This is a genomic window from Ruegeria sp. A5 (genome assembly GCF_056543005.1).
Genome location: NZ_JBQGAV010000002.1, coordinates 89,994 through 116,285, shown reverse-complemented (window position 1 = coordinate 116,285; position 26,292 = coordinate 89,994). Strand labels below are relative to the sequence as shown.

The window sequence follows — 26,292 nt, the reverse complement described above, 5'->3', positions numbered from 1 at the left end:
TTCTGCCGCTTTAACCCGGCGGAAACAGGATCAATGTCTGCAGCGCCGTGCCGACCGGCCCCTGTGTATCGAAAAGAACCGACTGCGACATCCCAATCCCCGAGGGCTGCCAGTGCGAGATCGAGTCAGAAGCCAGCCAGTCCGAGACAGGCTCACGGTGGACTTGCACCGTGAGGTCGGTATTCATGAAACCCATCTCAGATGTGGGCGCGTTCCACGATATGCCATTGCCGCAATCTGCAAGCGGGCAGAGCGCTTGGATCGGCGACGGGTTCTCTCCATACAGCAGGGCAGGTGTGCGCATCCAGACGGTTTTGGGGCCAGCCCCTTGCTTGCCATCAGCGGGATAGCCGATCTGGGAATGATGAGCAAAACCGGGCAGATCATGGCGCATCTCACCGATTGGGAACGGGCCATCGACCATATCTTCGACACTGGGCGCATGCAGCTCGACATTGGGCACGTCCCCAAGGTCTTTGCGCACCATATGCATGGTCGTGGCCGTAGCACATAGCGTGTCGTCCAGATCATGTACGGTAACCCGCGTGGTCGCCAACGTCTTGGTATGGCGCGTGGTCTCAGCCGCGACTCTCAACCCAGCCAGAGGCAATGGGCGCAGCAAATCGACGGTCAACCGGGTCAACATCTTCTCGGGGCCAACTTCGGTTTCTGCCGCCCGCACAATCAGTCCGCTGACAGGCCCAGCATGGCAATGATCGGCTGACCAAGGCCCGCGCGCGGGGTCATTGCCGACAAACACACCCTGCGCATTCTGGTGGAAATACGCCTGCCCCAGTATATCCAATGTCATTGTGGTTCTGTCGCCTCAGACTTTTTCCTGCGTGTATTTCTTCAATTCGGCCCGTGCGACCTGACGGCGGTGCACGGCGTCCGGCCCATCCGCCAGACGCAGGGTACGCACATGGGTCCAGGCATTTGCCAAGGGCGTATCCTGACTGATCCCCTGCGCGCCGAACATTTGCACGGCCTCATCGATCACCTTCAGCGCGACCTTGGGGGCAACGACCTTGATCTGGCTGATCCATGGGGCCGCCGCCCGTGCATCGCCCTGATCCATGTACCAGGCGGCCTTGAGGCACAGCAGACGGGCCATTTCGATCTCCATCCGACATTCGGCGATGATGTCGTAGTTTGCCCCCAGCTGCGCCAGTTTCTTCCCAAACGCCTGGCGCTGCAGCGAACGCTTGCACATCTGTTCCAGCGCAGACTCGGCCTGACCAATCGCGCGCATGCAATGGTGAATACGGCCCGGCCCCAAGCGACCTTGCGCAATCTCGAACCCGCGCCCTTCACCCAGTAGAATGTTTTCGGCTGGGACCCGAACTTCTGTGAAACGGATGTGCATGTGTCCATGGGGCGCATCGTCGTGGCCATAGACCTCCATCGGGCGCAATACCTCAATACCCGGCGCGTCTGCTGGGACCACGATCATCGACTGGCGCTGGTGCTTTGGCAGATCGTCCCCGCCGGTTTTGACCATCACGATATAGACCTTGCAACGCGGATCGCCCGCCCCAGACGACCACCATTTCTCGCCGTTCAGAACATATTCGGCCCCGTCCCTCACGCAGGACATCGAAATGTTGGTGGCATCTGATGAGGCCACATCGGGTTCGGTCATCAGATAAGCCGAGCGAATCTGCCCGTCGAGCAAAGGCTTCAGCCACTGCTCTTTCATCGCGCCTGACCCGTAGCGTTCAAACACCTCCATATTCCCTGTATCGGGCGCGGAGCAGTTGAAAACTTCGGCCCCCAAGGGCGTCTTGCCCATCTCCTCGGCGAAATAGGCGTATTCAACTGTACTGAGGCCAAAACCTTTGTCGCTGTCTGTCAGCCAGAAGTTCCAAAGCCCCGCCGCCTTGGCCTTGGCTTTCAGCCCCTCGAGAATCTCGGCCTGTCGCTCGGTATATTTCCAACGATCGCCTTTATTGATTTCTGCCTGATACTCATCTTCAAGCGGCATGACCTCGTCGTGAATCATATCTCTCACCCGCTGTAACAGGGCGCGGTTTTCCTCACGCAATCCGAAAGTCATGGTCATGTCTATTCCTTCCCTGTGGCGCAATGCGGGTCTTTGGCTTTGGTCCGAGGATGGCTTAGTGTCCATGAGCGTGTCCAGCTAAGTGACGGAACGTCATTCACGCAAATTGAGCCCGGTCCAGCATCAATGCGATGCCCAGCAGGGGGCCTGCGGTCAAATTAGCTGGAGCAAATCACAAGGGTGCAGCTGTGCAAGTTCGGGTGCTGGCCAAGGCACCGACCTTTAAGGTGTCAGGATCCAGTTCCCATCAGCGGTCTTGCAGCGGCGTGTTCTGATATCGCGGGCCTGTGCAGCGCCTTCAGGCTGCACAAAGTGCTGAAGTATCACACAATTGCCCTGAACACTTTGCACGCGGATTGTCCCCTTCGAGCCGGTGTCCTGATTGAGCCAAGCCCTCTCCTGCCCCACGGATGGAGTGCCCGTCGACAGCAACGCGTTTGAGGTGTCGTTCAACACCTCAAAGTCAGCGGGGCTCAACCCCATTTCCGCGATGATTCGGGAAAGTGGTTTAGCCTGTGCGATTCCACCCATCCCCAGAAAAAGTGCAGCAACCAGCGCTGTGTAAACAAAGGCTTTCATCAAAGGGCCTCGCCGATTTGAATGACTTTCACGTCCATAGATATACCTCTATGCGTGTGCGGCCAAGCCCCACTTGGCCACCTTCAAATTATCCCGAACAAACCTTTCGCAAGGCAGGCGCTAGGTCCGCCCGTGAGATCGCCTCATATTGTCCCCAGACGAAGCAGAGGCATTTGATGACACATCCTAAATATTATGCACCGACAGGCGGACATCCGGGGCAAGAGCAACTGTTGACCGACCGTGCCATGTTCACCGATGCCTATGCGGTAATCCCCAAGGGCACGATGCGCGACATCGTCACCAGCTTTCTGCCTTTCTGGGAGAATACACGTCTTTGGGTCTTATCCCGGCCTCTGAGTGGTTTTGCCGAGACATTCTCGCAATACATAATGGAGGTGCAGCCCGGTGGTGGCAGCGATACGCCCGAAACCGATCCAAATGCGCAAGGGGTAATCTTCGTGGTCGAGGGCAGCGTCACGCTGACCCTGAACGAAGCGGATCATGTTCTTGAGATCGGTGGATATGCCTATATCCCCCCGGGCAGCGACTGGACGCTGCACAACCATGGCGATTCAGTTGCCCGGTTCCATTGGGTGCGCAAGGCTTATGATGCAGTGCCCGGCCTGCCCGCCCCTGACCCGATCATCACCAATGAACGCGACGTGGTACCCAACGAAATGCCCGGCACCGAAGGCCGCTGGTCTACCACCCGCTTCACCGATCCGCAGGACCTGCGTCACGACATGCATGTCAATATCGTCAATTTCGAACCCGGTGGTGTGATTCCCTTTGCCGAAACCCATGTGATGGAACATGGCCTTTATGTGCTTGAAGGCAAGGCTGTTTACCGGCTCAATCAGGATTGGGTTGAGGTCGAGGCCGGTGACTACATGTGGCTGCGCGCTTTCTGCCCGCAGGCCTGTTACGCAGGCGGACCGGGACGGTTTCGCTATCTGTTGTACAAGGATGTGAATAGGCACATGCCGTTGTCTGTACCGTCTAGGTAGCTGACGATCGGGGCTTTACCGGGTCAAGTTCTGGTAAAGGGGTTCACAGAATCGCTGGAATCTGATGAAATCAAATGAGTTTTCAGCACTGGAGATTGTTCGATGTTACTGCGCGGTACGATGATTGCACTGGTTGCCACCCTTGGCCTTTCGGCGTTCAACGCCGCCCCGGTCGCAGCCAAGGAAGAAACCAAATCCGTTTTCGTCATGAGCCGCACATGGGCGGTGACGCAGGTCTCGGACGCGCCTGTGGTTTATCGGGCGACGCGGGATAATAACAATCTGAACCCCTTTGGCCCGCCGCCAGGTCTTCGCACCATCCAGGCAATGGCCGCGATACAGAAGGCGACTGGCTGCAAGGCGATCTATTCCAGCATGTATCAGAACATTTCGGGCCAGTTCTTTTCGCAGGTCAGCTGCAACTGAAATTGGTACAATACTTTGATTGAGATCGCCTGATCTGCCTGCCATAGCTTGCGCATGAAACTCGCGATCAACGGATTCGGCCGTATCGGCCGCACCATTCTGCGTCAGGTCTTAAGCCTGCCGCAGCATTCGGATGTAGAACTGGTGCTGATCAACGATATCGCACCGCTGGAAACATGCGCATACCTGTTCAAATATGACAGCACGTTTGGCCCCTATCAGGGTTCGGTCACGACCGAAGGTGAAGCACTGAATATCGATGGCCGCGTTATTCTGATGTCTCACAGCGCCGATTTGGCACAGGTCGATCTGTCCGGCGTCGATGTCATGCTCGATTGCACCGGCATCGCGCGGACATCCGACGTGGCCAGCCGGGGCTTGACTGCTGGGGCGGATAAAGTGTTGATTTCCGGCCCTTCACCCGCTGCCGAAGTCACACTGGTGCTGGGGGCAAACGAAGATCAATTGGGCAGCGCACGGATCGTTTCAAATGCATCCTGCACCACCAATGGTCTGGCACCGCTCGTCAAGCTGATTGATGAAATCGGCGGGCTTGTGTCCGGGCACATGACCACCATCCACTGCTATACAAACAGCCAGCCGATGGTCGATGCGCCACGCGGGGATTTGGCCCGATCGCGCGCTGGGGCATTGTCGATGGTGCCCACGACCTCGAGCGCGACGCATTTGATTGATATCGTCTTGCCAGACCTGGCCGGTCGTATGTCGGGGGCCGCGGTGCGTGTTCCGACGGCCAGCGTATCTGCCGTTGATCTTGTCGCCTCGCTTGAACGTGGCATGAGCGCAGATCAATTCGAACAAGCGTTTCGCGACGCGGTCGCAGCTTCTGCCGTGCTGGGATGGACCGATCTGCCCTTGGTGTCATCTGATTTGCGGTCCCGCCCTGAGTCACTGGTAGTGGCGGGGCCCGAGACGCGCATGATTGGAGAGAGGCAGATCAGGGTCTTTGGCTGGTACGACAATGAATGGGGGTTTTCAGCCCGCATGCTGGATGTCGCACGCCTGATGGCGAAAGCAGTGTGATCCGCAGCGCTGAAGCACGCTGCGGATTACTTCAAGACTTCAATCGTGAGGTAGGCTACCCGCCCCGTGACCGGCCATACCCCCTGAAACCTCTTCAGTCGATTCTTCGGCCAATTCTTCTGGCAGGACCAAATTCAGTACAATGGCGATCAGCGCTGCGGGCAGCAGGCCGCTGGTCATCAGGATACGAAGTGTATCAGGTAGGTGCTGAACCGCGCCGGGTTCCAGTTGCAACCCAAGACCGATCGACAGCGAAATCGCAAAGATCACCATGTTGCGACGGTTCCAATCCACGTCTGACAGCATCGAGATACCTGCCGCGACCACCATGCCGAACATGACGATCACACCACCGCCCAGCACTTCGATAGGCACGGTGCGGATAATTGCCCCGACTTTTGGCACAAGGCCACACAGGATCAGGAAGATAGCTCCACAGGTCACGACATGGCGGCTCATGACGCCCGTCATCGCAATCAAACCGACATTCTGGCTGAAGGACGTATTGGGAAACCCGCCAAACATACCGGCAATCGCTGTTCCGAAACCATCGGCATAGGTCGCGCCAGCGATTTCCTTGTCGGTTGCTTCGCGACCTGCACCACCTTTGGTGATACCCGATACGTCTCCGACGGTCTCGATGGCCGAGACAAAAGACATCAGACAAAAGCCGATCACGGCGGCCAGAGAGAACTCAAACCCATATTTGAACGGTACGGGCAGAGCAAAAGCTGAGGCGCGTGACCAACTTGTGCCAATGGCCTCGAACGTCACCATCCCGACCATCAGGGCATAGACGTAGCCGATGGCCAAACCAACCAGTACGGCAGACACCGACAGCATACCGCGTGCAAAGAACTTGAGGCCAAGCGTCACAACAACCACAACCAGTGCAGCCGACCAGTTGAGCAGCGATCCATACTCAGGAGTTCCAATCGCAGGCACACCACCAGCGGCGTATTGTATGCCGACCTTGACCAGCGCCAAACCGATCATTGTTACGACAAGTCCAGTGACCAGCGGCGGAAGCGCAAACCGTATCTTGCCTATGAAGAGGCCAAGAAAGGCATGAAACAAGCCGCCAACCAGGACACCGCAAAACAGCGCCCCTAAGGCATCCACGCCTTTTCCGGCGACCAGAGGGATCATGATGGGCAAAAACGCAAAGCTCGTTCCCTGTACAATCGGCAGAGCCGCTCCAACCGGGCCAATCGTGATAGTCTGCAGCAGTGTCGCCAGCCCTGCAAACAGCATCGACATCTGGATCAGGTACAGCAGTTCGGGAAAATCCGGGGAGTTCGACCCAAATCCAAACCCGGCAGCACCCGCCACGATTATGGCCGGTGTCACGTTCGAGACGAACATCGCCAAAACGTGCTGAATGCCCAGCGGTATCGCCTTGTGCAAGGCGGGTGTGAAGTTTGGGTCCCGAAGCTGTTCGGGCGTCCCTATCGAAGTTTCAGCCATGATCTCATTGTCCTCCCTAAGATCCAATGGGGTTCTTACCGCTTCTCCGGCGGCTTCGGTTCTGGTTTCAGCGGTTGACCACCTCGTACGGTGTGCTGAACCAGTATTCCTCCAAGTTCGGGCCTTCCCCGATCCGATCAACGACTGCGAACAGACCGGGCCCATGCAAAGGTGTCAGAACTCCGTGCCATGTTCCCCGGTGATAGTTCACCGCCTGTCCTGGCTGTGTAATGAACGCGCGAGGACGACCCGGTTGCCCCTCCTCATCCGGGGCGACGATCACGAGAAAGGGCTGGTGAGTCATCGGAATGAACGCCTGGCTGCCGTCGGGATGGCGCTCGACCATGTCCAGCTGATAAGGCAGTTCGCGCGGGTTGGCGTTGAACAGGCTGATGCCCGCTTGGGCATCACCGAAATCCAGCCTTGCCCGATCATGATACCGCCCGCACTGGCCCTGGTTGATGATCTTGTCGGCCTCACCTGACACATCAATCAGATCACCAAACGGTGCGAAAGCTTCGGCCGAGATCGGTTCAGCGACAATCCGTGTCATGAGGGCAGCACATCGCGCAAACGGAACTCGGCAATCCGCTCGACCTGTCGGCAGGCCTCGGCGAACTCGGTTTCGCGATCCTGTTCGATGCGCCGTTCGAATGCGTTTAGGATCGAAGCCTTGTTGTGGTCCCGTACAGCAATGATGAACGGAAAGCCGAAATTTTTCGTATAGCGTTGGTTCAGTTCGGTGAAGGTGGCGCGTTCCTTATCCGTCAGCGCATCAAGCCCTGCCGAGGCTTGCTCGGACGTACTTTCCTGTGTCAGCCGCTTTGCCTGCGCCAGTTTGCCTGCCAGATCAGGGTGGGCTGTCAAAACACCGAGCCGTTCATCGGTTGAGGCGGACCGGAACATGCGGGTCAAAGCACTGTGTAATCCGACTGCCGTGTCATGCGCCGCGCCCAATTCCAGATCATAGGCGCGCTCGGCGATCCAAGCGGAATGCTCGAAGATACCTCCATACGCAGAGACGAATTCTTCGCGGCCCATTTGCGAGGGTTGTGGACGCTCAGCCGCCGGGTGCTTTTCGGCCCAATGCTCGGCAATCTGCAATCGCGTTGCGAACCACACGTCCGAGAACCCACGCGCGTAATCCAGAAACCGTTTCAGCGCCATAACGCGTCCCGGTCGCCCGATCAGGCGACAGTGCAAACCGATCGACAGCATCTTGGGTGCACCGGCCTCGCCTTCCGCATAAAGCGCGTCGAAACTGTCTTTCAGATACGAATAGAACTGATCCCCGGCGTTGAACCCCTGTGGCGTCGCAAAGCGCATGTCATTGCAATCCAGCGTGTAGGGAACAATCAACTGATCCCGACCACCGGTTTGCATCCAGTAGGGTAGATCGTCTGCATAGGTATCGGCAACATAAGCAAAGCCACCTTCCTCGGCGACCAGACGCACGGTATTGTCCGAACAGCGCCCAGTGTACCAGCCTCGCGGGCGATCCCCTACAACTTCGGCATGCAAACGGATCGCTTCGGCGATCTGGGCCCGTTCTTCTGCCTCGGGCATATCCTTGTGCTCGACCCATTTCAGGCCATGGCTGGCAATCTCCCACCCTGCCGATTTCATCGCCGCAACCTGATCTGGCGAACGCGCTAACGCGGTAGCCACACCATAAACGGTGATCGGTAGGTCTTTCATCAAGCGATGCAGGCGCCAGAACCCCGACCGCGAGCCGTATTCATAGATCGATTCCATGTTCCAATGACGCTGGCCCGGCCACTGCGCCGCCCCAACGATCTCGGACAAGAACGCCTCGGACGCAGCGTCCCCGTGCAGGACACAGTTCTCGCCGCCTTCTTCGTAGTTCAACACAATCTGCACAGCCAGTTTTGCACCGCCGGGCCATGCGGCGTCAGGTGGGTTGGCTCCGTATCCGATCATATCGCGGGGGTAACGAGGCGGCTGCATAGGGTCTTCCAGTCCGATTAGGTGTTTTGACAGCTTTACCGCAGAAACGGTCTATTGATTATCAAATCAATCCGAACACTGTTTCCACTTCTTTCGGCATTTCAACCATTTTGCGGTTTGGCCCAGACTGTGGCACACCAAAAGAAACACATAGGAGAGACCCTTGGCTGGTTATCTGACAACCCACGTTCTCGACACGGCGCGCGGCTGCCCCGCTGAGGGGTTGAAAATCGCGCTCTACAAAGTGTCAGGGAACTCGCACCGTAAACTGGTCGAGATGGAAACCAACGCGGATGGCCGAACCAATAGCCCGATCTTACCGCAGGACGACTTTAAAACCGGCACTTATGAGCTGATATTCTTCGCCGGAGATTACCTGCGCGCGACAGGTCAGGATGGCGATGATCCTCTGTTTCTGGATCAGGTGCCGATCCGCTTTGGCATGTCCGATGCGGACGCGCACTACCACGTTCCGCTGCTGTTGTCCCCCTACGGCTACTCGACCTACCGGGGCAGCTAGTCCTAGACTTCGGCGCTTCGAACCACTTTGCCGATCCGGTCAATCATGAAATCCATAAACAGCCGAGCCTTCGGGTCCTGATGGCGGCGATGCGTATACAGGCAGGCCATTTGCACGGGAACCGGAGGCGTCTTCATCGCCACCGGGATCAGCCTCCCCGCCTTCAAATGCTCTGACACTTCAAAAACGGGTTTCATGGCAATACCTTGCCCAGACAGCGCCCAATCGGTCAAAACATCACCATCGTCACATTCATACCTGCCCGAGACAGCAAATCGTTTCGGGCCATCGGGAGTTTCCAGCATCCACTGAAACTCTGCCGCGCCAGGGAAGCGCAGGTTCAAGCATTCATGCTTGCCTGAAATCAGATCGGATCCAGCTTCTGGCATCCCACATCGGCTCACGTAATCAGGGGCTGCACATAGCACACGCTGGCAATCCGCAATCTTGCGAATGCGCAATGTACTGTCTTCGGGCTGACCGATGAAAAAAGCCAGATCCAAGCCTTCGGTGGTCAGATCAACCGAGCGGTCTGTCAGTCTTAGACGCACATCAATCTCAGGGTATTCTGACAGAAAATCAGGCACATGAGGCGCCAATAACCGGCGCCCGACACCCAAGGGCGCAGCAACAAACAGAGACCCGCGGGGGGCTTCGGTCAGATGCGTGACTTGGGCTTCTGCCTCATCAACTGCATCCAGAACCGCAACCGCGCCGGGGTAGAACGCCCGCCCCTGTTCCGTTGGTGTCAGGTTCCGGGTTGTGCGCTGAAACAGGCGCACTCCCAGATGATCCTCCAACTGCGATATTCGCGCCGACGTCACCGCAGGTGAAATTCTCATATCCCGCCCGGCGGCTGACATGCTGCCCAAGTCATAGACCCGGACAAAGGTTCGAATGTTGTCGAGATAGGACATCTTATCGTTTTTTTTGATACAGTTTGACAATATACGGGAATACCGAAGAAAAGCCCGTTTGCCTAGTGTGGCGCAACGCAATCGGAGACATAAGCATGTACGACTTCGCCGTGTTCTGGGATTGGATTGGTTTTGGCGTGCGCTGGTTGCACGTTATCACCGCGATTGCCTGGATCGGATCATCCTTCTACTTCATCGCGCTGGATCTTGGTTTGAACCGCGATATCCCCGGACCGGCGGACGGCGAGGAATGGCAAGTCCATGGCGGAGGATTCTATCACATCCAGAAATATCTCGTCGCTCCGGAGCGTATGCCCGACCACCTGACCTGGTTTAAATGGGAAAGCTACGCCACATGGCTCAGCGGTGCCGCGCTACTGATGATCGTCTACTGGGTAGGCGGAGAGCTCTATCTGATCGATGCCCAAAAGGCGGATCTGGCGCTATGGCAAGGCATATTGATCTCGGCTGCCTCGCTGACTGTCGGTTGGCTGGTCTACGATTTTCTTTGCAAGTCGGGATTGGGCGAGCGTCCGACATTGCTGATGGTTCTTCTGTTCGTGCTGCTGGTGATTATGGGCTGGGGTTATAACCAGATATTCACCGGTCGCGCGATGATGCTGCATCTGGGGGCCTTCACGGCCACAATCATGACCGCAAATGTGTTTTTCATCATCATGCCAAACCAGCGCATTGTGGTGGACGATCTAAAGAACGGGCGCACACCTGATCCGAAATTCGGCAAGATCGCCAAGCTGCGTTCGACCCACAACAACTATCTGACATTGCCGGTCGTGTTTCTGATGTTGTCGAACCACTATCCGCTGGCTTTTGCGACCGAGTACAATTGGATCATCGCCGCGCTGGTCTTCCTGATGGGTGTCACGATCCGGCACTATTTCAACACCCGCCATGCGCGCGCTGGAAACCCAACCTGGACCTGGTTGGTAACGGCTTTGCTGTTCATGACCATCATGTGGTTGTCGACTGCTTCGATGAACGACCCGTTGGAAGAGGCCGAAGCACGGCAACTAACTCCCTACGAACAGAAATTCGCATCAGCGGATGGCTTTGAAGAAGCACAGGACATAGTTCTGGGTCGCTGTTCTATGTGCCACGCGCGCGAGCCTGTCTGGGAAGGCATCCTGTGGGCACCCAAAGGTGTCCTGCTGGAAACAAAAGCTGACATTGCTCAGAACGCGCAGCAGATTTATCTGCAATCCGGCGTCACACATGCCATGCCTCCCGCGAACGTGACCTATATGGAACCTGAAGACCGGGATGCGATTGTTCGCTGGTTCCGAAATGCCGGTCTGTAGCGGATTGGCACACGAGTTTGCCAATAAAAACACCTGAACTTTGTTTAGTTCTTCCCCTAAGCGCCGTCAGATGTTCTAAATGAATTCAACACGCCGCATTCGTTTTGTTTCGCGGCCATAGCGATTTCGACTTGGGGCAGTTGGAGCCAGACAATGACAGGGAGCAGACCGCGCAGCGATCTGAGAGGCTGGCTTTTTGGTGCGTTTGTGGCCTTGTCCCCCAATCTTGCTACCGCGCTAGAAACGACCCTATCCGCCCCTGGTGCATCTGAAGATCTGGTCGACCGCTTGGAAGAGACTTCATCCATCTTCACCTCGGAATCGCGTGGTCTTGATACGTCACTGGAAATACTGTCGGCAGCTTTGTCCGACTACCGCACCATCGTTCAGATCATGTACGACGAAGGCTATTTCAGCCCCGTCGTCAGCATCAAGCTTGACGGGCAGGAAGCCGCCAAAATCAATTCGCTGAACGTTCCAGCCCAATTCAAACGGGCGACTATCCTTGTCACACCGGGACGGAAGTTCAAGTTCGGAACGGCTGTCGTGCAACCGCTGGCACCGGGCACAGAACTGCCCGAAGAGTTCGCCACGGGTAAGACCGCGACCACCGGAGCGATCCAACAGGCGGCTTCGGCCGGGGTGCAGGGCTGGCGCGATACAGGCCATGCCAAGGCGGAAGTGGAAGATCAGAAAGTAATAGCGCGCCATGCGCAGGCACGGCTGGACGCGACAATTGATCTGGCTCCGGGGCCAAGGTTGCGGTTCGGCAAAATGATCATTCAGGGCGATACAAATGTCCGCCATCGGTCGATCGAGAAAGTCGCAGGCTTCCCGTCGGGTGAGGTTTATTCGCCTGAACAGGTCCAAAAGGTTGGCACCCGCCTGCGGCGCACCGGCACATTCGCTACGGTTTCGCTCAAGGAACATGAAGAACCCAACCCGGATGGCACGCTTGATTTCGACGCGACGTTTGAAGACCTGCCACCGCGCCGCCTGACCTTTGGGGCCGAGATTGCCTCGCGCGACGGGGTTGATCTTACAGCTACGTGGACCCATCGAAACGTTTTCCGGCGAGCCGAAAGGCTGCGGTTCGAGGCGGCAATCCGCAATATCGGCGGTGCCGAGGATATCGATGGACGCATTGGTCTGCGGCTGGATCAACCTGATCGTCTGGGCCCTGACGACAATACATTCTGGAGCGCGCTGTTGGAGCGGCGCAATACCGAAAACTACAACGTCACCGTCGCCTCGCTTGCCTATGGTGCACGCCGCACATTCTCTGACCGCCTCTACGCCGAAGCCTCGGCAGGTTTCCAATGGTCGGACGCAGATGACGCCTATGGCGATGGGCGCAAGTTTCGATACTTCATTCTTCCGTTCCGGTCAGAATGGGATGAACGCGACAGCAAGGTCAGCGCGACGCGCGGTTATTATCTAGACTCGCAAGTCATGCCCTTTGTCGGGTTCTCCGGGTCGGATACCGGCCTGAGAATGTTCTTTGACGGTCGCGCCTATAACGATCTGGGCACCGCCGGTCGGCTGGTGTTGGCAGGCCGGGTGCAGTTGGGATCGGTCCTCGGACCTCCGGCAGATGGTGTGACTCCAGATTTCCTGTTCTTCTCGGGTGGTGCCGGTACAGTACGGGGTCAGCCATTTGAAAGCCTAGGTATCCCCGTCGGAGATGGTGTCGCCGGTGGCAAATCCTTTCTGGGGCTCTCAGCCGAGGTCCGAGGCAAAGTCACTGACGCAATCTCGTTGGTTGGGTTTTATGACTACGGTGTGGTCGACACGTCCTCATTCATCGGCAGCGGCGCGGAAGAGCATTCTGGCGCGGGCCTTGGAATCCGTTATGATCTGGGCGGCTTCGGGCCCTTGCGCTTTGACCTTGCGGTGCCGGTTCAGGGCGATACGGGTGACGGGCTGCAATTCTACCTCGGGATCGGGCAGGCCTTTTGATGCGTCGCGTTGTATATCCCCTGTTGCTAAGTTCAGCAGCGATCACCGTTCCCATCGCGGCGACCGCTCAGGACGAGGGCGGCAGCATGATCGAGCAGTTTCTGCAAGATACCCTGTCCGGTGATGATCAGAATGTGCGGGTGATCGGCCTTGAAGGAGCTCTGAGTTCGCGTGCGACGATTCAAGAAATCACAGTCGCCGATGACGACGGCGTCTGGCTCACCATTAAAAACGCTGAATTGGACTGGAACCGATTGGCACTGCTGCGCGGTCGGTTCTCGGTCAACACACTATCGGCGCAGGAAATCGATATCGCCCGCGCACCCGGTACAACAACTAAGGACGCACCGCCCCCTTCAGCCGAAACCCAACCCTTCCAACTACCTGAGCTTCCGGTTTCGATCGAAATCGGAGAGCTGCGCGTCGATGACCTGTCTTTAGGTGAGCCGCTGATCGGCATCGCTGCCGAGCTTGCCGTGAACGGCAACCTATCGCTGGCTGATGGAACACTGGATACTACGCTGGATATCGACCGACTGGACCGCGCCGGGGACACGATTGATCTGAAAGCAGGCTTTCAGAACGACAGCCGCCAGATCGATCTGGACTTGACCGTAGCCGAAGCCTCAGGCGGTCTGATCGCAACGGCCCTGTCCATCCCCGATGCCCCGCCGCTCGAGCTGACTGCAAAAGGCTCGGGGCCGATAACGGATTTTAATGCTGATATCGGTCTAAGCAGTGATCAGCAGCTTCGCGTGTCCGGTCAGGTACGACTGCGCACAGCCGAAGAGAGTGGCAACGCTTCCGATGGAATCGCGTTTACTGCCGATGTCGGAGGCGACCTGACGCCGTTTCTGGCCGAAGAGATGGACACGTTCTTCGGTACCGACACACGGCTGTTTGTAGATGGGCGCACCCATTCTGACGGGGCGCTGGATATATCGGATATCGAGATTACCTCGGAAGCGCTGGACCTCAAAAGCGAACTCAGCCTTGCTTCGGGTGGTGTTCTGAAACTGGTCGCCCTGCAAGGTCGTATCACACCGCCGGAAGGTGACAAGGTCGTTCTGCCCGTCAGCGGCGGCGATACGTCAATCGGCGCGGCTCAGATTTCGGCCTTGTACAATACCGAGAATGGCAATCTCTGGGACCTGAGCCTGACGACCAACAAGATTGAAACCCCTAACCTGAACCTCGATCATGCACGGATCAGCGGGCAAGGCACGCTAGATCAATCCAGCGGGCTGTCGGTCGATGGCGATCTGCAGGCTGTGCTCGATGGCATTGATCTGACAGATGTCGCACTGAATGCCGCCGTCGGAAATCAGATCACACTGGATGGACAGTTCGAGTACGGCAGCGACCAGACATTGCAATTGTCCGGGGTCGAACTGGTCGGCAGCGACTATACTCTAGACGCTGATGCGTTGATCAGCGGGCTTGCGACCGGGTTGCAGGTTGATGGCACGGCACTGCTGCAGGCGACCGACCTGTCGCGGTTCTCGGACCTGGCACAGCTTCAGCTTGGTGGCGAGGCTTCGGTCCAGGTGGCTGGAAAGGGCTCGCCACTGGAACGCAGCTTTGACGGCAAGGTCACGGTGAATGGGCGTGATCTGGTGACCGGGCGTGACGATATTGATCCAATGATCACGGGTGAAACCGAAATCGTTCTGGATGCCAAACGCGACACCGATGGGGTAACAATTCGCGAATTCACCGTGAATGGCGACGCTCTGACAGCGCAGGCCAGCGGCACGGTCACGACGCCAAATGGCAATCTTACAATTGACGGTCAGGCCAGCGTGAACGCCCCCGATCTGGCGGTGTTCTCAGGCATCGCACAGCGTGATCTGGCGGGCGCATTACAGGCCCGGCTGGATGGCAAAGGCACCGTACAGACGTTGGAATTCGACGGCCAAGCCAGCGTGATCGGAACAAATATCGAAACCGGGATGAGCGAGTTCGACCCGCTGTTGAAAGGCCGGACATCAATCAATCTGGACGGTGCGCATTCGGGCAACCAAATCGTTATTCGAAACGCCACGGTCAAAAGTGCTGCTCTTACTGCCGAGGTGGGCGCAACCATCGATGACCCCACCGGAAACATCACGGTGGATGGAAGCGCCAAGCTGAACGCCCCCGACCTGTCTTTGTTCTCCGGCCTCGCCGGGCTTGATCTGGCCGGGTCGATTGATGCCGACGTCACCGGTCGGGCCGCGCAAAGCAGCAAGGCCTTTGATATCAAAGGCAACCTGAGCGCAGACGACCTTGCCACGGGTATCCAAGCCGTAGATGCGTTGGTACAGGGACGAACCACGCTGAACGTGGATGCCGCCAACGATGATCAGGGGCTGAACATCCGCACTTTCAGTCTGAACGGAACCGCGCTGACCGCAGATGCATCGGGCCGATTGGATCGGGAGGCCGGTGGCCTCGATTTCTCGGCCATGCTGGACGACATCGGCCGTCTATCTTCGACATTGTCCGGGCCGCTCACGCTGGATGGCAACGTCGCCCCTACAGGGTCCGGTTTGGAAGGCAATGCGCGCCTGCAGGGACCAGATAGCTCGTACGCCAATTTAACCGGAACTGTAGAAACCGGTGGCACCGCGGATCTAAACTTTGACGCCCGCCTGAATCGGGTCGAACGTTTTGTGCCCGATTTCCCCGGAACCGTCGCCGCCAGTGGTACCGCCCGCCGCGACGCCGGGATGTGGACCATCGACGCAAAGGCTAATGGCCCCGCCGATATCAATACAACGGTTGCCGGGACCTTTAACGAAACCAGCGGCGAAGCGGACCTGAAGATGCAGGGCGGTGTCAACATCGGTATCGCCAATGCATTTATCTCTCCCAACAATCTGGCCGGTACTGCCCGGTTCGATCTGGCCTTGAAAGGGGCACCTGCGCTGGATGCGCTTAGCGGAACGATTTCAACATCCGGCGCGTCGATGGCCTTGCCCGATGTGGGACAGACAATCACTGGCATCGGGGGTTCCGTAAACATCGCGCAAAGCCGCGCCACGATTGCACTGCAGGGTGGGTTACGAGCGGGCGGAGGGTTTACCGTCAACGGCCCGATTGATCTGACGCCACCCTTCAACGCCCAGATAACCACAGCGCTCAACAATCTCGTGCTGACAGACAAGCTGCTCTATGAAACCACATTGAACGGTCAGATCGCCCTGACCGGGGCATTGGCCGGGAACAGTTCGCTGGCCGGGCAGATCAACTTTGGCGAAACCAACATCAATCTTGCAGCCGCCGCAGGAGCAGTCGGCGCAGCACCAATTCCGACGATCCAACACCTGAACGAAAGCCGTGCCGGTTTCGTAACGCGGGAACGCGCCAATCTGGTGGAAACCGAGGATGAGACTAAAAGCAACTCGCGCATGTCGCTCGACATCGGATTGCTTGCACCCAAGGCAGTCTTTGTCCGAGGACGCGGCGTGAACGCGGAACTGGGCGGTCGCATACAGATTGGTGGAACTACAACTTCTGTTGTGCCGTCAGGCCAGATTGAGCTTATCCGCGGTAATATCGATATCCTTGGTCGCCGCCTTGCGCTGACTAAGGGTGTGGTCACCCTGCAGGGTGACCTGACGCCATATATCGAGTTTGAATCGTCCTCCAGCACCTCGGACGGCACCGCAACGATCGAGATCGCCGGGCCGCTGGACTCACCCGAGGTCGACGTATTCTCCGATCCAGAGCGCCCGACCGAGGAAGCGCTGGCCATGTTGTTATTCGGCAACCGCTTCTCGGAGCTGTCGCCTTTTGTGATCGCCCAGATGGCGGCCTCACTTGCCCAACTCAGCGGCGCGGGCGGGGATACTACCAAAGGGGTGCGCGAGGCCACGGGCCTGGACACTATCGACCTAGGCGCGACTGAGGGCGGTGGGGGCAGCCTTGGTGCGGGCGCATATCTAAGCGACAATCTCTACACCGATTTCACCGTCAATACCGAAGGTGACACCGAGGTGAATTTGAACCTCGACGTCACCGACAGCTTCACGGTGCGCGGCACGGTGGATGGCCGGGGCGAGACGGGTTTGGGTATCTTTTTCGAACGCGACTACTGAAAATAAAGGCGACCCCAAAGGGCCGCCTTTTTTCAGTTGATTGAAGACTATTCCGCCGCGACGGCGTCTACGATCTTTTCGACGCGAATTGCCGAGAACTTGAATTCGGGGATCTTGCCATAAGGATCGATGGCCGAGTTGGTCAGGATATTCGCCGCCGCCTCGACATAGGCGAACGGGATGAACACCATATCTTCGGCAATCGCCCGGTCGGCCCGCACCATGATTTCAATCGAACCGCGGCGAGTAGTCAGACGAATCATATCGCCCGGCTCAATCCCCATCAGTTTCAATGTACGCGGGTTCATCGAGCAGTTCGCTTCAGGTTCCACGGCATCCAGAACGTTGGACCGGCGCGTCATCGACCCGGTATGCCAATGCTCCAGCTGGCGCCCAGTGGTGGCGATCATCGGGTATTCATCATCCGGGGCCTCATCCGGTGGGATGACACTGGCTGGCGTGAACCGGGCGCGACCGTCCGCACGTGGGAAACCATCGCCGAACACAATCGCCTGACCTGGGTCTGTCTCGGACAGTGACGGGTAAGTGATCGTCTCCGTCTCAAGCCGTTCCCACGTGATGTTGTCGAGCGAATTCATCGTCAGCTTCATCTCAGCAAAGACCTGAGAAACATCGGAATAATCCCAGTTCAAACCGATCCGCTGCGCCAGCTCAACGGTGATCTTCCAATCCTCGCGCGCCTCACCCGGAGGGGTCACGGCGGGCCGCACACGCTGTACCTGACGGTTGGTGTTCGACACGGTGCCGTTCTTCTCATAGAGCGCCGAGGCGGGCAGAATTATGTCGGCATAGTTCGCCGTTTCGGTCAGGAAGATATCCTGCACGATCATCAGTTCCAGCTTGGCCAGCGCGTCGCGCGCGTGACTCACATCGGGGTCGGACATGGCGGGGTTTTCCCCCTGGATGTACATACCCTTGATGTTGCCCGCATAAGCCTGATCGATGATCTCGGTGACGGTCAGCCCCTTCTCGTTCGAGAAGTCGCGGTCGTCATTCCAGACGTTGGTGAACTTGGCCCGAATGCCGTCGTCGGTAACGGACTGATAGTCCGGCAGGAACATCGGGATCAGGCCCGCATCTGAGGCACCTTGCACGTTGTTCTGACCGCGCAACGGGTGAAGTCCCGCACCGGGTTTACCAACATTGCCGGTCATCAGAGCCAACGAGATCAGGCAGCGCGAGTTGTCGGTGCCGTGGATGTGCTGGCTGACACCCATACCCCAGAAAACCAGACCGGCCTTGGCTTGTGCAAAGGTGCGCGCCACTCGGCGCAGTTGATCCGGTTCGATGCCACAGATCGGCGACATAGCCTCAGGCGTGAACTGGCGCAGGTGTTCTTTTTCGGCTTCCCAGTTTTCGGTCCAGCGGTGGATGTACTGGCTGTCATAGAGCTCTTCTTCCACGATCACGTTCATGATCGCGTTCAGCATCGAAACATCCGCACCGGGACGGAATTGAAGCATCTCATCAGCAAACTTACGCATCCCAACGCCGCGCGGGTCCATAACTATCAGCTTGCCACCACGTTTGGTGAACTGCTTGAAGTAGGTCGCAGCGACAGGGTGGTTTTCAATCGGGTTGGCCCCGATGATGATCGCCACATCCGCGTTTTCGATCTCGTTGAAGGTCGCGGTCACAGCACCCGAGCCCACATTCTCAATCAGGGCCGCAACAGATGACGCGTGGCACAGACGGGTGCAGTGGTCGACATTGTTGTGGCGGAAGCCCTGACGGATGAACTTCTGGAACAGATAGGCTTCTTCGTTGGTGCACTTGGCCGAGCCGAAGCCTGCAACGCTGCGCGGGTCTTTGTCGCGCAAGTCCATCAGCTTGGTCGCGGCCAAATCCATCGCCTCTTCCCACGTTGCTTCACGGAAATGGGTATTCAGGTTGCCGGGATCGACGTTCAATCCCTTGGCTGGAGCATCCTCGCGACGGATCAGCGGCTTGGTCAGGCGATGCGGATGGTGAATGTAGTCAAAGCCAAAGCGGCCTTTGACGCACAGACGACCTTCGTTTGCAGGGCCGTTGATGCCCTCGACATACTTCACCTTGCCGTCTTTGACCTTGAGCGAAACCTTACAGCCCACGCCGCAGAACGGGCAGACGCTTTCCGTTTCGCTATCGTAATCCTTGCTGTCGCCTCGCTGCTGGTCATCCAGTACGGTTGCTGGCATCAAAGCACCGGTCGGGCAGGCCTGCACGCATTCACCACAAGCCACACAGGTCGAAGCACCCATCGGGTCGTTCTGGTCGAACACCACCTGCGCTGTGTGGCCACGACCGGCCATACCAATCACGTCGTTGACCTGCACGTCGCGGCAGGCCCGGACGCAAAGGTTGCAGTTGATGCAGGCGTCCAGATTGACGCGCATCGCAACGTGGCTGTCATCCAACAGCGGGATTTTCTCGGCCTCTTTCGCCGGGAAACGGCTGTCAATGACATGGTTCAGCTTGGCCATATCCCAGAAGTGGCTGGAGGTGTCGTGCGCTTCCTCAGGCTGATCCGCAACCAACAGCTCCATGACCATCGCGCGCGATTTCTCGGCCCGGTCGCTGTCGGTCTTAACCACCATGCCGTCGGCTGCCGGACGGATGCACGAGGCGACCAGCGTGCGCTCGCCTTCCACCTCGACCATACAGGCGCGGCAGTTGCCGTCAGGGCGATAGCCCGGTTGCGGCTTGTGGCACAGGTGCGGAATAGTGAACCCCTGCCCCTTTGCGGCTTCCCAGATGGTCCAGCCCTCGGGCACGGTGACATCTTCGCCATTCAGGTTGAAGGTGACGGTCTTGTTTGGGCTTGCATCAAGCATGGCTGTCTCCCTCAGATTTCGTCAGCGAAATGTTTCATGACCAGGCGGATCGGGTTCGGGGCCGCCTGCCCCAGACCGCAGATCGAAGCATCGCCCATGACCTGACACAGGTCTTTCAGCAGGTCCTGATCCCACTTGTCAGCTTGCATCAGCTTCACGGCCTTTTCGCAACCCGCCCGGCAGGGCGTACACTGGCCGCAGCTTTCGTCTTCGAAGAAGCGCAGCATGTTCAGTGCCGCATCGCGGGCGGTGTCCTGATCGGACAGAACCACAACCGCAGCGGACCCGATGAAGGTGCCATGTGGTTGCAACGTGTCGAAATCCAGCGGGATGTCATCCATCGATGCAGGCAACAGACCCGAGGATGGACCACCCGGCTGATAAGCCTTGAAGGTCTGGCCCCCGGCCATGCCTCCGGCAGCCTCGATCACATCCAGAATGGTGGAGCCAGCGGGCAGAAGGTAAACGCCCGGCTTTGCGACACGACCCGAGACCGAATAGCTACGCAAACCCTTGCGACCGTTCTTTTCGGTGCTGTTAAGGCATTCAGGCCCTTCACGGCAAACTTTGGTCACCCAATAGAGCGTCTCGACATTGTGCACCAAGGTCGGACGGTTAAAGACCCCAACTTGCGCCACGAATGGAGGACGGTGACGCGGCAGTCCTTTTTTGCCTTCGATCGACTCGATCATCGCGGATTCTTCACCGCAGATGTAAGCGCCAGCACCACGGCGCAGGTCGATATAGCCTTCTTCGACGATCCCGGCTTGTTCGAGCGCGGTAATCTCACGACGCAGGATTTCCAGAACTGCCGGGTATTCGTCGCGCATATAGATAAAGCAGGTCTCTGCCTCGACGGCCCAAGCGGCGATCAGCATCCCTTCGAGGAAGACATGCGGCGTGCGCTCAAGATAGTAGCGGTCCTTGAATGTGCCGGGCTCGCCCTCATCGCCGTTGACAGCCAGATAACGCGGGCCTTCATTCATGCGAACAAAGCCCCATTTCTTGCCCGACGGGAAGCCAGCGCCGCCCAGACCACGCAGGCCCGAGGACAGTACGTCTTCCTGCACCTTCTCCCAATCGCCGCCCTCGCGCAGCTCTTTCAATTTGGCGTAGCCACCTTCGGCCTCATAGGCCGCGAAGGTTTCGTAGTCGGGCAGGTGCGCATGGGTGTCATCGGCAACAATAGCGGCCCGCACTTTTTCGGGGGTTGCGTGGTCGATGTGGTTGTGACCGATCTCCAGCACTGGAGCGGTGTCGCAGCGTCCCATGCAGGGCGCACGGACAACGCGGACCTGCGAGGCATCCAAACCGTCTTCCAGCGCTTTTTGCAGCTGCTGGGCACCTGCCATTTCGCAGGACAGCGAATCGCACACACGGATCGTCAACGCCGGAGGAGGCGTTTCACCCTCTTTCACTACATCGAAATGGGCATAGAAGGTTGCGGTTTCGTAAATCTCAGCCTGCCCGATCCGCATCTCAACCGCCAGAGCGGCGATGTGGTCGGCGCTGATATGGCCGTGTGCGTCCTGAATCAAATGCAGAAATTCAATCAGCAGATCGCGACGTCGCGGGCGGTCACCCAACAGACGTGCAATTTCCGCTTGTGCCTCGTCCGAGAATTGACGGCCTTTGGGCGTGTGCCGCCCCTTGCCTTTACCTGACTTCCAGACGCCCTTTGGCGCGCCTGATGGCTTGGTGTCTAATGGTGCCATGATGCCCTCCGATTGAGGCCCCGTGTCTCATCAGACTAGCATATCGTCAAATCGCATATTTCAATCGCACGATAACGACAGTTTATCACCGCAAAGACGCCATCACTGTGCGTAAGGCCGCGACCGTGGGCAATTCCGGGTCACGAGTGAGCGTGGCCAGACAAATCGGCTTGCTCACCACGGGTTCGATCAGGGACAGGACCCTTGTGTCCTTCAGGTCGCCCAGCGCCCGCACCAGCACGCGTGGAATCACGGTGGCCGCTAGCCCCTCGCGTGCCATGACCATCGAGGCAGTGAATCCGCTTGTCTCGGCCACAATATCCGGGTGCAAGCCCTGTTCGGCGAATATCCGATCCAGAATCCGCCGGTTCTGCATCTGTGGTTCCAGCAGGCTCAGGGGAAACTCGGCCACGCGGGCCCATGGGATCGGGCCTGTCTCATCGGTCATATGCGAGGGGACCAATAGGACATAAGTTTCTTCGTACAAGCGCTGCACTTGCCGTAGATCGGTACCGATACTGTCGCCATAAGTGATGCCAGCATCCAGACTTCCTTCGTCCAACCGGTGCTGAATGGCCGTTGCAGACATTGTTTCAATCCGGGTCACGATACGTGGATGCGCATCGCGCAACCGCTTCGTCAGACGCCCGGTGAAGGCAATCGCTGTAGGGATCACACCCAAAATAAGCGTGCCGGTGATCTCACCCTTTGCAGCGAGCACCTGTTGTTCCAAAGCCTTGGTGTCGTCGAGAATGCGCCGCGCGCGCTGGACAATCATCTCGCCCTCTTCGGTTAGCCCCTGAAATCGGTTTGCGCGGCGAACGATGGAGACACCCAGCCGATCCTCCAGGTTTCGGATTCGCATCGAGAACGCAGGCTGTGAAATCCCGCATTCCTCAGCTGCCTTAGCGAAATGACGATGCCGCGCCAATGCGCTGAGCAATTGCAGGTCGCGGATTTCGATCATCTAGAGCTGTCTCAAGTATCAGGTCAAAATCCAAACTAACCACATTTCTGCACGAGAGAAATGTGTGAGATGCGAGCATCGTCAATTTGTTGGCTGCCACAGGATCAGCGCTTCAGATACATGCAATACTCGGGTGGTTGAGCCTGCCGAACTGCTGTTCCAGCCCAAATGAAACTAACAGGATCGCATCTTGCCACCTGAGCGGTTTTGACACTTCGCCATAACGCGCGATATGCCGGTTTAACAACAACATAGAACCGAATTATTCCATGAACCTTACGAGAAACCAAATTGAGGACTTCTTGGTGCGTGAATGCGTCGATTTTGATCCTCTCAATTCCAAAGAAGGTGGTGAGGTTGTTCAATGCTGGCATCAGACATTCGCCGGGAACGTAAAGAAATCAACCGGTTCCTGGATTCACAATCGCTTTCGCTGGCATGGTTTCAGTTACGGGTTTCAAATCGCGCGGGCGGGCGATGACGCTTTAAATGCCTATAAGAACCAGTGGCCTGCCGCGTATGTTATCTTTGATGAAGATATCAAATGGTCGTATCGCTGCGTCTCAGAAACATATCCAGATTTCACATCTTTTGGCGCGGATATCTACGTAGCCCACCACAACATGAAGTGGACAATGGCATTCACACACGAGCAACCCGATATCGGCCCGTTCTTCGCAGAAAATCCGAGGTTATAAGCTGAGCAGTGGCTGCTTTGGTGGCTTCTCAGGTGTTGAACAAAAAGTGCATCACATCGCCATCCTTGACGATGTAGCCTTTCCCTTCGGCCCGCATCTTACCCGCCTCTTTGGCACCTTGTTCGCCATTGGCAGCGATGTAGTCGTTATAGGCGATAGTCTCGGCGCGGATGAAGCCCTTCTCAAAGTCTCCGTGGATGACACCTGCGGCCTGTGGTGCGGCGGTGCCGGTGCGGATGGTCCAGGCCCGGGCCTCTTTCGGGCCGACGGTGAAATAGGTTTCCAGCTTAAGCAAGTCGTAGCCCGCGCGGATCAGACGGTCGAGGCCGGGCTCTTCCAGACCCATTTCCTCTAAGAACATCTGTGCCTCGTCGTCTTCCAGAAGGCTGATCTCCTCCTCGATCTTGGCACTGATAATGACATGAGCATTACCTTGCGCGGCAGCCATCTCAGCGACTTTGGCAGAGTACTCGTTGCCTTCGGCGGCCTCTTCTTCGGACACGTTGCAGACATAAAGCACCGGCTTGGTGGTCAGAAGTTGCAGCATTTTCCATGCCTTGGCGTCTTCATCAGACACTTCAACCAGACGCGCTGGCTTGCCGTTTCCCAGCATCTCCTGCGCCTCGGCCAGCAGGCGGTCCTGCTGTTGCGCTTCTTTGTCATTGCCCTTCAGCTTGCGCACCAGATTGGCGCGACGCTTTTCGATGCTTTCCAGATCGGCCAGCATCAGCTCGGTCTCGATCGTATCGGCATCGGCCACCGGATCAACGCGGCCATCCACATGGGTCACGTCACCATCTTCGAAACAACGCAGCACATGGGCAATCGCGTCGGTCTCGCGAATGTTTGCCAGAAACTGGTTGCCCAGCCCCTCGCCTTTCGAAGCGCCCTTCACCAGACCAGCGATATCCACAAAGGTCATGCGCGTCGGGATGATCTGTTTCGAGGACGCAATCGCCGCCAGTTTATCCAGCCGGTCATCAGGAACGGCGACATCCCCCACATTGGGTTCGATGGTGCAGAACGGGAAATTCGCCGCCTGAGCTGCCGCAGTTTTGGTCAGTGCGTTGAAGAGAGTCGACTTGCCAACATTCGGCAAACCCACGATTCCCATTTTAAAGCCCATGACGGCCTCCTGATACCATTCGAGCGCCGCTTCTAGGCAGGTCCGGTGCAATGCGCAAGGCAAAGTGCCTGAACACTGCCGCGAGTCTATTCTGCCACATCACAAAATCGACATCGATTTGTGTTCTTGCGTCCATTGAAAACATGCACCTACATTCCTCAATAAAACCAATACCAACGAACGACGGACATAGTAGGTAAAAATGAAATCCCTTGTTATTCTGGCTTTTGCGCTGACAGCCGCTACTGCAGCACAAGCCCAATCCATCATTTTCGGAGCAGGCTACGCAGATTATTCCAGCGCTGAGAGCGAAGATCAGGCGATTGTTTCGCTGGAATACCAGCATCGCTCTTTCTACGAAGCGACCCGGTTCAGCGCCACCTGGGGTGCGGCCCTGTCTGTTGATACCGACGGTGACACGCATGTTGGCGCGGGCCTGATCGGGCTTTACACTTTTGCGGACCGTTGGTTCATCGAGGGCAGTGTCATGCCGGGATACTATAGTGAATCCAACGAACTGAATGATCTGGGCGGCAGTTTTCAGATACGTAGCTTACTGGGCCTTGGCTATACGCTGGAAAGCGGCAACAAACTGTCTGCCGCTATCACTCATATATCCAACGCCAGCACGCAGGAAGACAACCCAGGCGTAAACGCACTTTTGCTGAGATACCATTACGCCTTCTGATCGGAAGCCCACCAAGCGGGATTGATTTTCAGCGAAAGTTTCTGCACATCAGGTCCAAACCCGAGTGCAAGGACTTCCGATGACCCGTATCGACGCCAAATTCGCCGCCCTGAAGGAACAGGGCAAAAAGGCATTTGTAGCTTATGTCATGGCCGGAGATCCCGACTATGACACTTCGCTGGAGGTCGTGAAGGGTTTGCCCGGCGCAGGTGTCGACGTCATCGAGTTGGGCCTGCCCTTTACCGATCCGATGGCCGATGGCCCGACCATTCAGGCTGCTGGCCAACGGGCGTTGGATGGTGGAATGACATTGCAACGCACTCTGGATTTGGCCCGCGCCTTTCGTGAATCCGATGACACCACACCGATCGTGCTGATGGGATATTACAATCCGATCTACAGCCGAGGTGTCGAGAAGTTCCTAGCAGATGCAAAATCAGCGGGGATCGACGGGCTGATCGTCGTCGACCTGCCCCCCGAAGAGGACGAAGAGCTTTGTCTGCCCGCGCAAGCTGCCGGGCTGAACTTCATCCGCTTGGCGACGCCGACGACCGATGACCAACGCTTGCCTCGCGTACTGCAAAACACATCCGGCTTTGTGTATTATGTATCGATTACCGGCATAACCGGTGCTGCCGAAGCGCAGGCAACCGATGTTGGGCCCGAGGTCGCTCGGATCAAAGCTGCAACTGATTTGCCCGTGATCGTCGGTTTCGGCATCAATACACCAGAAAAGTCTCGCAACATCGCGAGTGTATCCGATGGCGCGGTAGTTGGATCTGCCATTGTCAGCCAGATCGGTTCCGGAAAACCGGTGACCGAGGTTCTGGATTTTGTCAAAACACTGTCAGATGGCGCGCACTCCGCCTAACAATTTCTTTCCATTTTCAGATGGTTCTTCACCGCAGCAG

The 26,292-nt window shown here is 57.4% G+C and carries 21 protein-coding genes; 10 read left to right on the top strand and 11 right to left on the bottom strand.

Going from position 1 to position 26,292, the window contains the following annotated elements; all coding sequences use genetic code 11:
- Nucleotides 1-10 precede the first annotated feature (10 nt).
- The 3 genes from ACR0AY_RS06325 to ACR0AY_RS06315 form a co-directional block, all read right to left on the bottom strand.
- Nucleotides 11-811: a thioesterase family protein gene (locus tag ACR0AY_RS06325; protein ID WP_170511440.1), complete on the bottom strand. Its 801-nt coding sequence runs from the start codon at nucleotides 809-811 to the stop codon at nucleotides 11-13.
- A gap of 15 nt (nucleotides 812-826) precedes the next feature.
- Entirely contained in the window at nucleotides 827-2,062 is a 1,236-nt protein-coding gene (locus tag ACR0AY_RS06320) for an acyl-CoA dehydrogenase family protein (RefSeq protein ID WP_170424353.1), read from the bottom strand.
- Nucleotides 2,063-2,284: 222 nt separating this feature from the next.
- Nucleotides 2,285-2,641 (bottom strand): hypothetical protein, encoded by a 357-nt coding sequence (locus ACR0AY_RS06315; protein WP_170397453.1) that lies wholly within the window; start codon nucleotides 2,639-2,641, stop codon nucleotides 2,285-2,287.
- A 176-nt stretch (nucleotides 2,642-2,817) separates the two neighbouring features.
- Here ACR0AY_RS06315 and ACR0AY_RS06310 point away from each other — a divergent pair, with 176 nt between their 5' ends.
- The 3 genes from ACR0AY_RS06310 to ACR0AY_RS06300 all read left to right on the top strand — a co-directional run bounded on the left by ACR0AY_RS06310 (nucleotide 2,818) and on the right by ACR0AY_RS06300 (nucleotide 5,121).
- Entirely contained in the window at nucleotides 2,818-3,651 is an 834-nt protein-coding gene (locus tag ACR0AY_RS06310) for a bifunctional allantoicase/(S)-ureidoglycine aminohydrolase (protein ID WP_170397455.1), read from the top strand.
- 102 nt (nucleotides 3,652-3,753) lie between these two features.
- Nucleotides 3,754-4,077 (top strand): hypothetical protein, encoded by a 324-nt coding sequence (locus tag ACR0AY_RS06305; RefSeq protein WP_170511442.1) that lies wholly within the window; start codon nucleotides 3,754-3,756, stop codon nucleotides 4,075-4,077.
- Nucleotides 4,078-4,131: 54 nt separating this feature from the next.
- A complete protein-coding gene (locus tag ACR0AY_RS06300; protein WP_170511444.1) occupies nucleotides 4,132-5,121 on the top strand; it encodes a glyceraldehyde 3-phosphate dehydrogenase NAD-binding domain-containing protein in 990 nt (329 codons plus the stop codon).
- A 39-nt stretch (nucleotides 5,122-5,160) separates the two neighbouring features.
- On the opposite strand, the gene ACR0AY_RS06295 is transcribed toward ACR0AY_RS06300, so the two are convergent.
- The 3 genes from ACR0AY_RS06295 to puuE form a co-directional block, all read right to left on the bottom strand.
- Complete coding sequence (locus ACR0AY_RS06295; RefSeq protein WP_170424357.1) at nucleotides 5,161-6,588, bottom strand: nucleobase:cation symporter-2 family protein; 1,428 nt, start codon at nucleotides 6,586-6,588, stop codon at nucleotides 5,161-5,163.
- 67 nt (nucleotides 6,589-6,655) lie between these two features.
- A complete protein-coding gene (locus tag ACR0AY_RS06290; RefSeq protein WP_170511445.1) occupies nucleotides 6,656-7,141 on the bottom strand; it encodes an ureidoglycolate lyase in 486 nt (161 codons plus the stop codon).
- A complete protein-coding gene (gene puuE, locus ACR0AY_RS06285; protein WP_170511447.1) occupies nucleotides 7,138-8,556 on the bottom strand; it encodes an allantoinase PuuE in 1,419 nt (472 codons plus the stop codon). Before puuE ends, ACR0AY_RS06290 begins: the two co-directional genes overlap by 4 nt.
- 163 nt (nucleotides 8,557-8,719) lie before the next feature.
- Between puuE and uraH the strand changes: the two genes are divergently transcribed.
- A complete protein-coding gene (uraH, locus tag ACR0AY_RS06280) occupies nucleotides 8,720-9,076 on the top strand; it encodes a hydroxyisourate hydrolase (protein WP_170404478.1) in 357 nt (118 codons plus the stop codon).
- Nucleotides 9,077-9,078: 2 nt separating this feature from the next.
- Here uraH and ACR0AY_RS06275 read toward each other — a convergent pair whose 3' ends face one another.
- On the bottom strand, nucleotides 9,079-9,993 hold the full coding sequence (locus ACR0AY_RS06275) for a LysR family transcriptional regulator (RefSeq protein ID WP_170511345.1): 915 nt from the start codon (nucleotides 9,991-9,993) through the stop codon (nucleotides 9,079-9,081).
- A gap of 95 nt (nucleotides 9,994-10,088) precedes the next feature.
- Between ACR0AY_RS06275 and ACR0AY_RS06270 the strand changes: the two genes are divergently transcribed.
- The 3 genes from ACR0AY_RS06270 to ACR0AY_RS06260 all read left to right on the top strand — a co-directional run bounded on the left by ACR0AY_RS06270 (nucleotide 10,089) and on the right by ACR0AY_RS06260 (nucleotide 17,353).
- The gene (locus tag ACR0AY_RS06270; RefSeq protein WP_170511449.1) at nucleotides 10,089-11,312 is read left to right on the top strand and encodes a urate hydroxylase PuuD; all 1,224 of its coding nucleotides are present in this window, start codon (nucleotides 10,089-10,091) and stop codon (nucleotides 11,310-11,312) included.
- Nucleotides 11,313-11,465: 153 nt separating this feature from the next.
- Nucleotides 11,466-13,271, top strand: coding sequence for an autotransporter assembly complex protein TamA (locus ACR0AY_RS06265; protein WP_170626495.1), 1,806 nt, complete (start codon nucleotides 11,466-11,468; stop codon nucleotides 13,269-13,271).
- Complete coding sequence (locus ACR0AY_RS06260; RefSeq protein ID WP_170511453.1) at nucleotides 13,271-17,353, top strand: translocation/assembly module TamB domain-containing protein; 4,083 nt, start codon at nucleotides 13,271-13,273, stop codon at nucleotides 17,351-17,353. Before ACR0AY_RS06265 ends, ACR0AY_RS06260 begins: the two co-directional genes overlap by 1 nt.
- 47 nt (nucleotides 17,354-17,400) lie before the next feature.
- On the opposite strand, the gene fdhF is transcribed toward ACR0AY_RS06260, so the two are convergent.
- The 3 genes from fdhF to ACR0AY_RS06245 form a co-directional block, all read right to left on the bottom strand.
- Nucleotides 17,401-20,187, bottom strand: a complete 2,787-nt coding sequence (fdhF, locus tag ACR0AY_RS06255) for a formate dehydrogenase subunit alpha (RefSeq protein WP_170511454.1) — start codon at nucleotides 20,185-20,187, stop codon at nucleotides 17,401-17,403.
- An 11-nt stretch (nucleotides 20,188-20,198) separates the two neighbouring features.
- Nucleotides 20,199-21,902, bottom strand: a complete 1,704-nt coding sequence (locus tag ACR0AY_RS06250; RefSeq protein WP_170511456.1) for an NAD(P)H-dependent oxidoreductase subunit E — start codon at nucleotides 21,900-21,902, stop codon at nucleotides 20,199-20,201.
- Between the two features lie 85 nt (nucleotides 21,903-21,987).
- A complete protein-coding gene (locus ACR0AY_RS06245; RefSeq protein ID WP_170404498.1) occupies nucleotides 21,988-22,869 on the bottom strand; it encodes a LysR family transcriptional regulator in 882 nt (293 codons plus the stop codon).
- Between the two features lie 269 nt (nucleotides 22,870-23,138).
- On the opposite strand from ACR0AY_RS06245, the gene ACR0AY_RS06240 reads away from it, so the two are divergent.
- Nucleotides 23,139-23,567, top strand: coding sequence for a DUF4275 family protein (locus tag ACR0AY_RS06240; protein WP_170511458.1), 429 nt, complete (start codon nucleotides 23,139-23,141; stop codon nucleotides 23,565-23,567).
- Nucleotides 23,568-23,595: 28 nt separating this feature from the next.
- On the opposite strand, the gene ychF is transcribed toward ACR0AY_RS06240, so the two are convergent.
- A complete protein-coding gene (gene ychF, locus ACR0AY_RS06235) occupies nucleotides 23,596-24,693 on the bottom strand; it encodes a redox-regulated ATPase YchF (protein ID WP_170511460.1) in 1,098 nt (365 codons plus the stop codon).
- A gap of 202 nt (nucleotides 24,694-24,895) precedes the next feature.
- Here ychF and ACR0AY_RS06230 point away from each other — a divergent pair, with 202 nt between their 5' ends.
- Nucleotides 24,896-25,381 carry an acyloxyacyl hydrolase gene (locus tag ACR0AY_RS06230; RefSeq protein ID WP_170511462.1) on the top strand — a complete coding sequence of 162 codons (486 nt, stop codon included), beginning with the start codon at nucleotides 24,896-24,898 and terminating at the stop codon, nucleotides 25,379-25,381.
- A gap of 79 nt (nucleotides 25,382-25,460) precedes the next feature.
- Nucleotides 25,461-26,252 (top strand): tryptophan synthase subunit alpha, encoded by a 792-nt coding sequence (gene trpA / locus ACR0AY_RS06225; protein WP_170511464.1) that lies wholly within the window; start codon nucleotides 25,461-25,463, stop codon nucleotides 26,250-26,252.
- The last annotated feature ends 40 nt before the right edge of the window (nucleotides 26,253-26,292 follow it).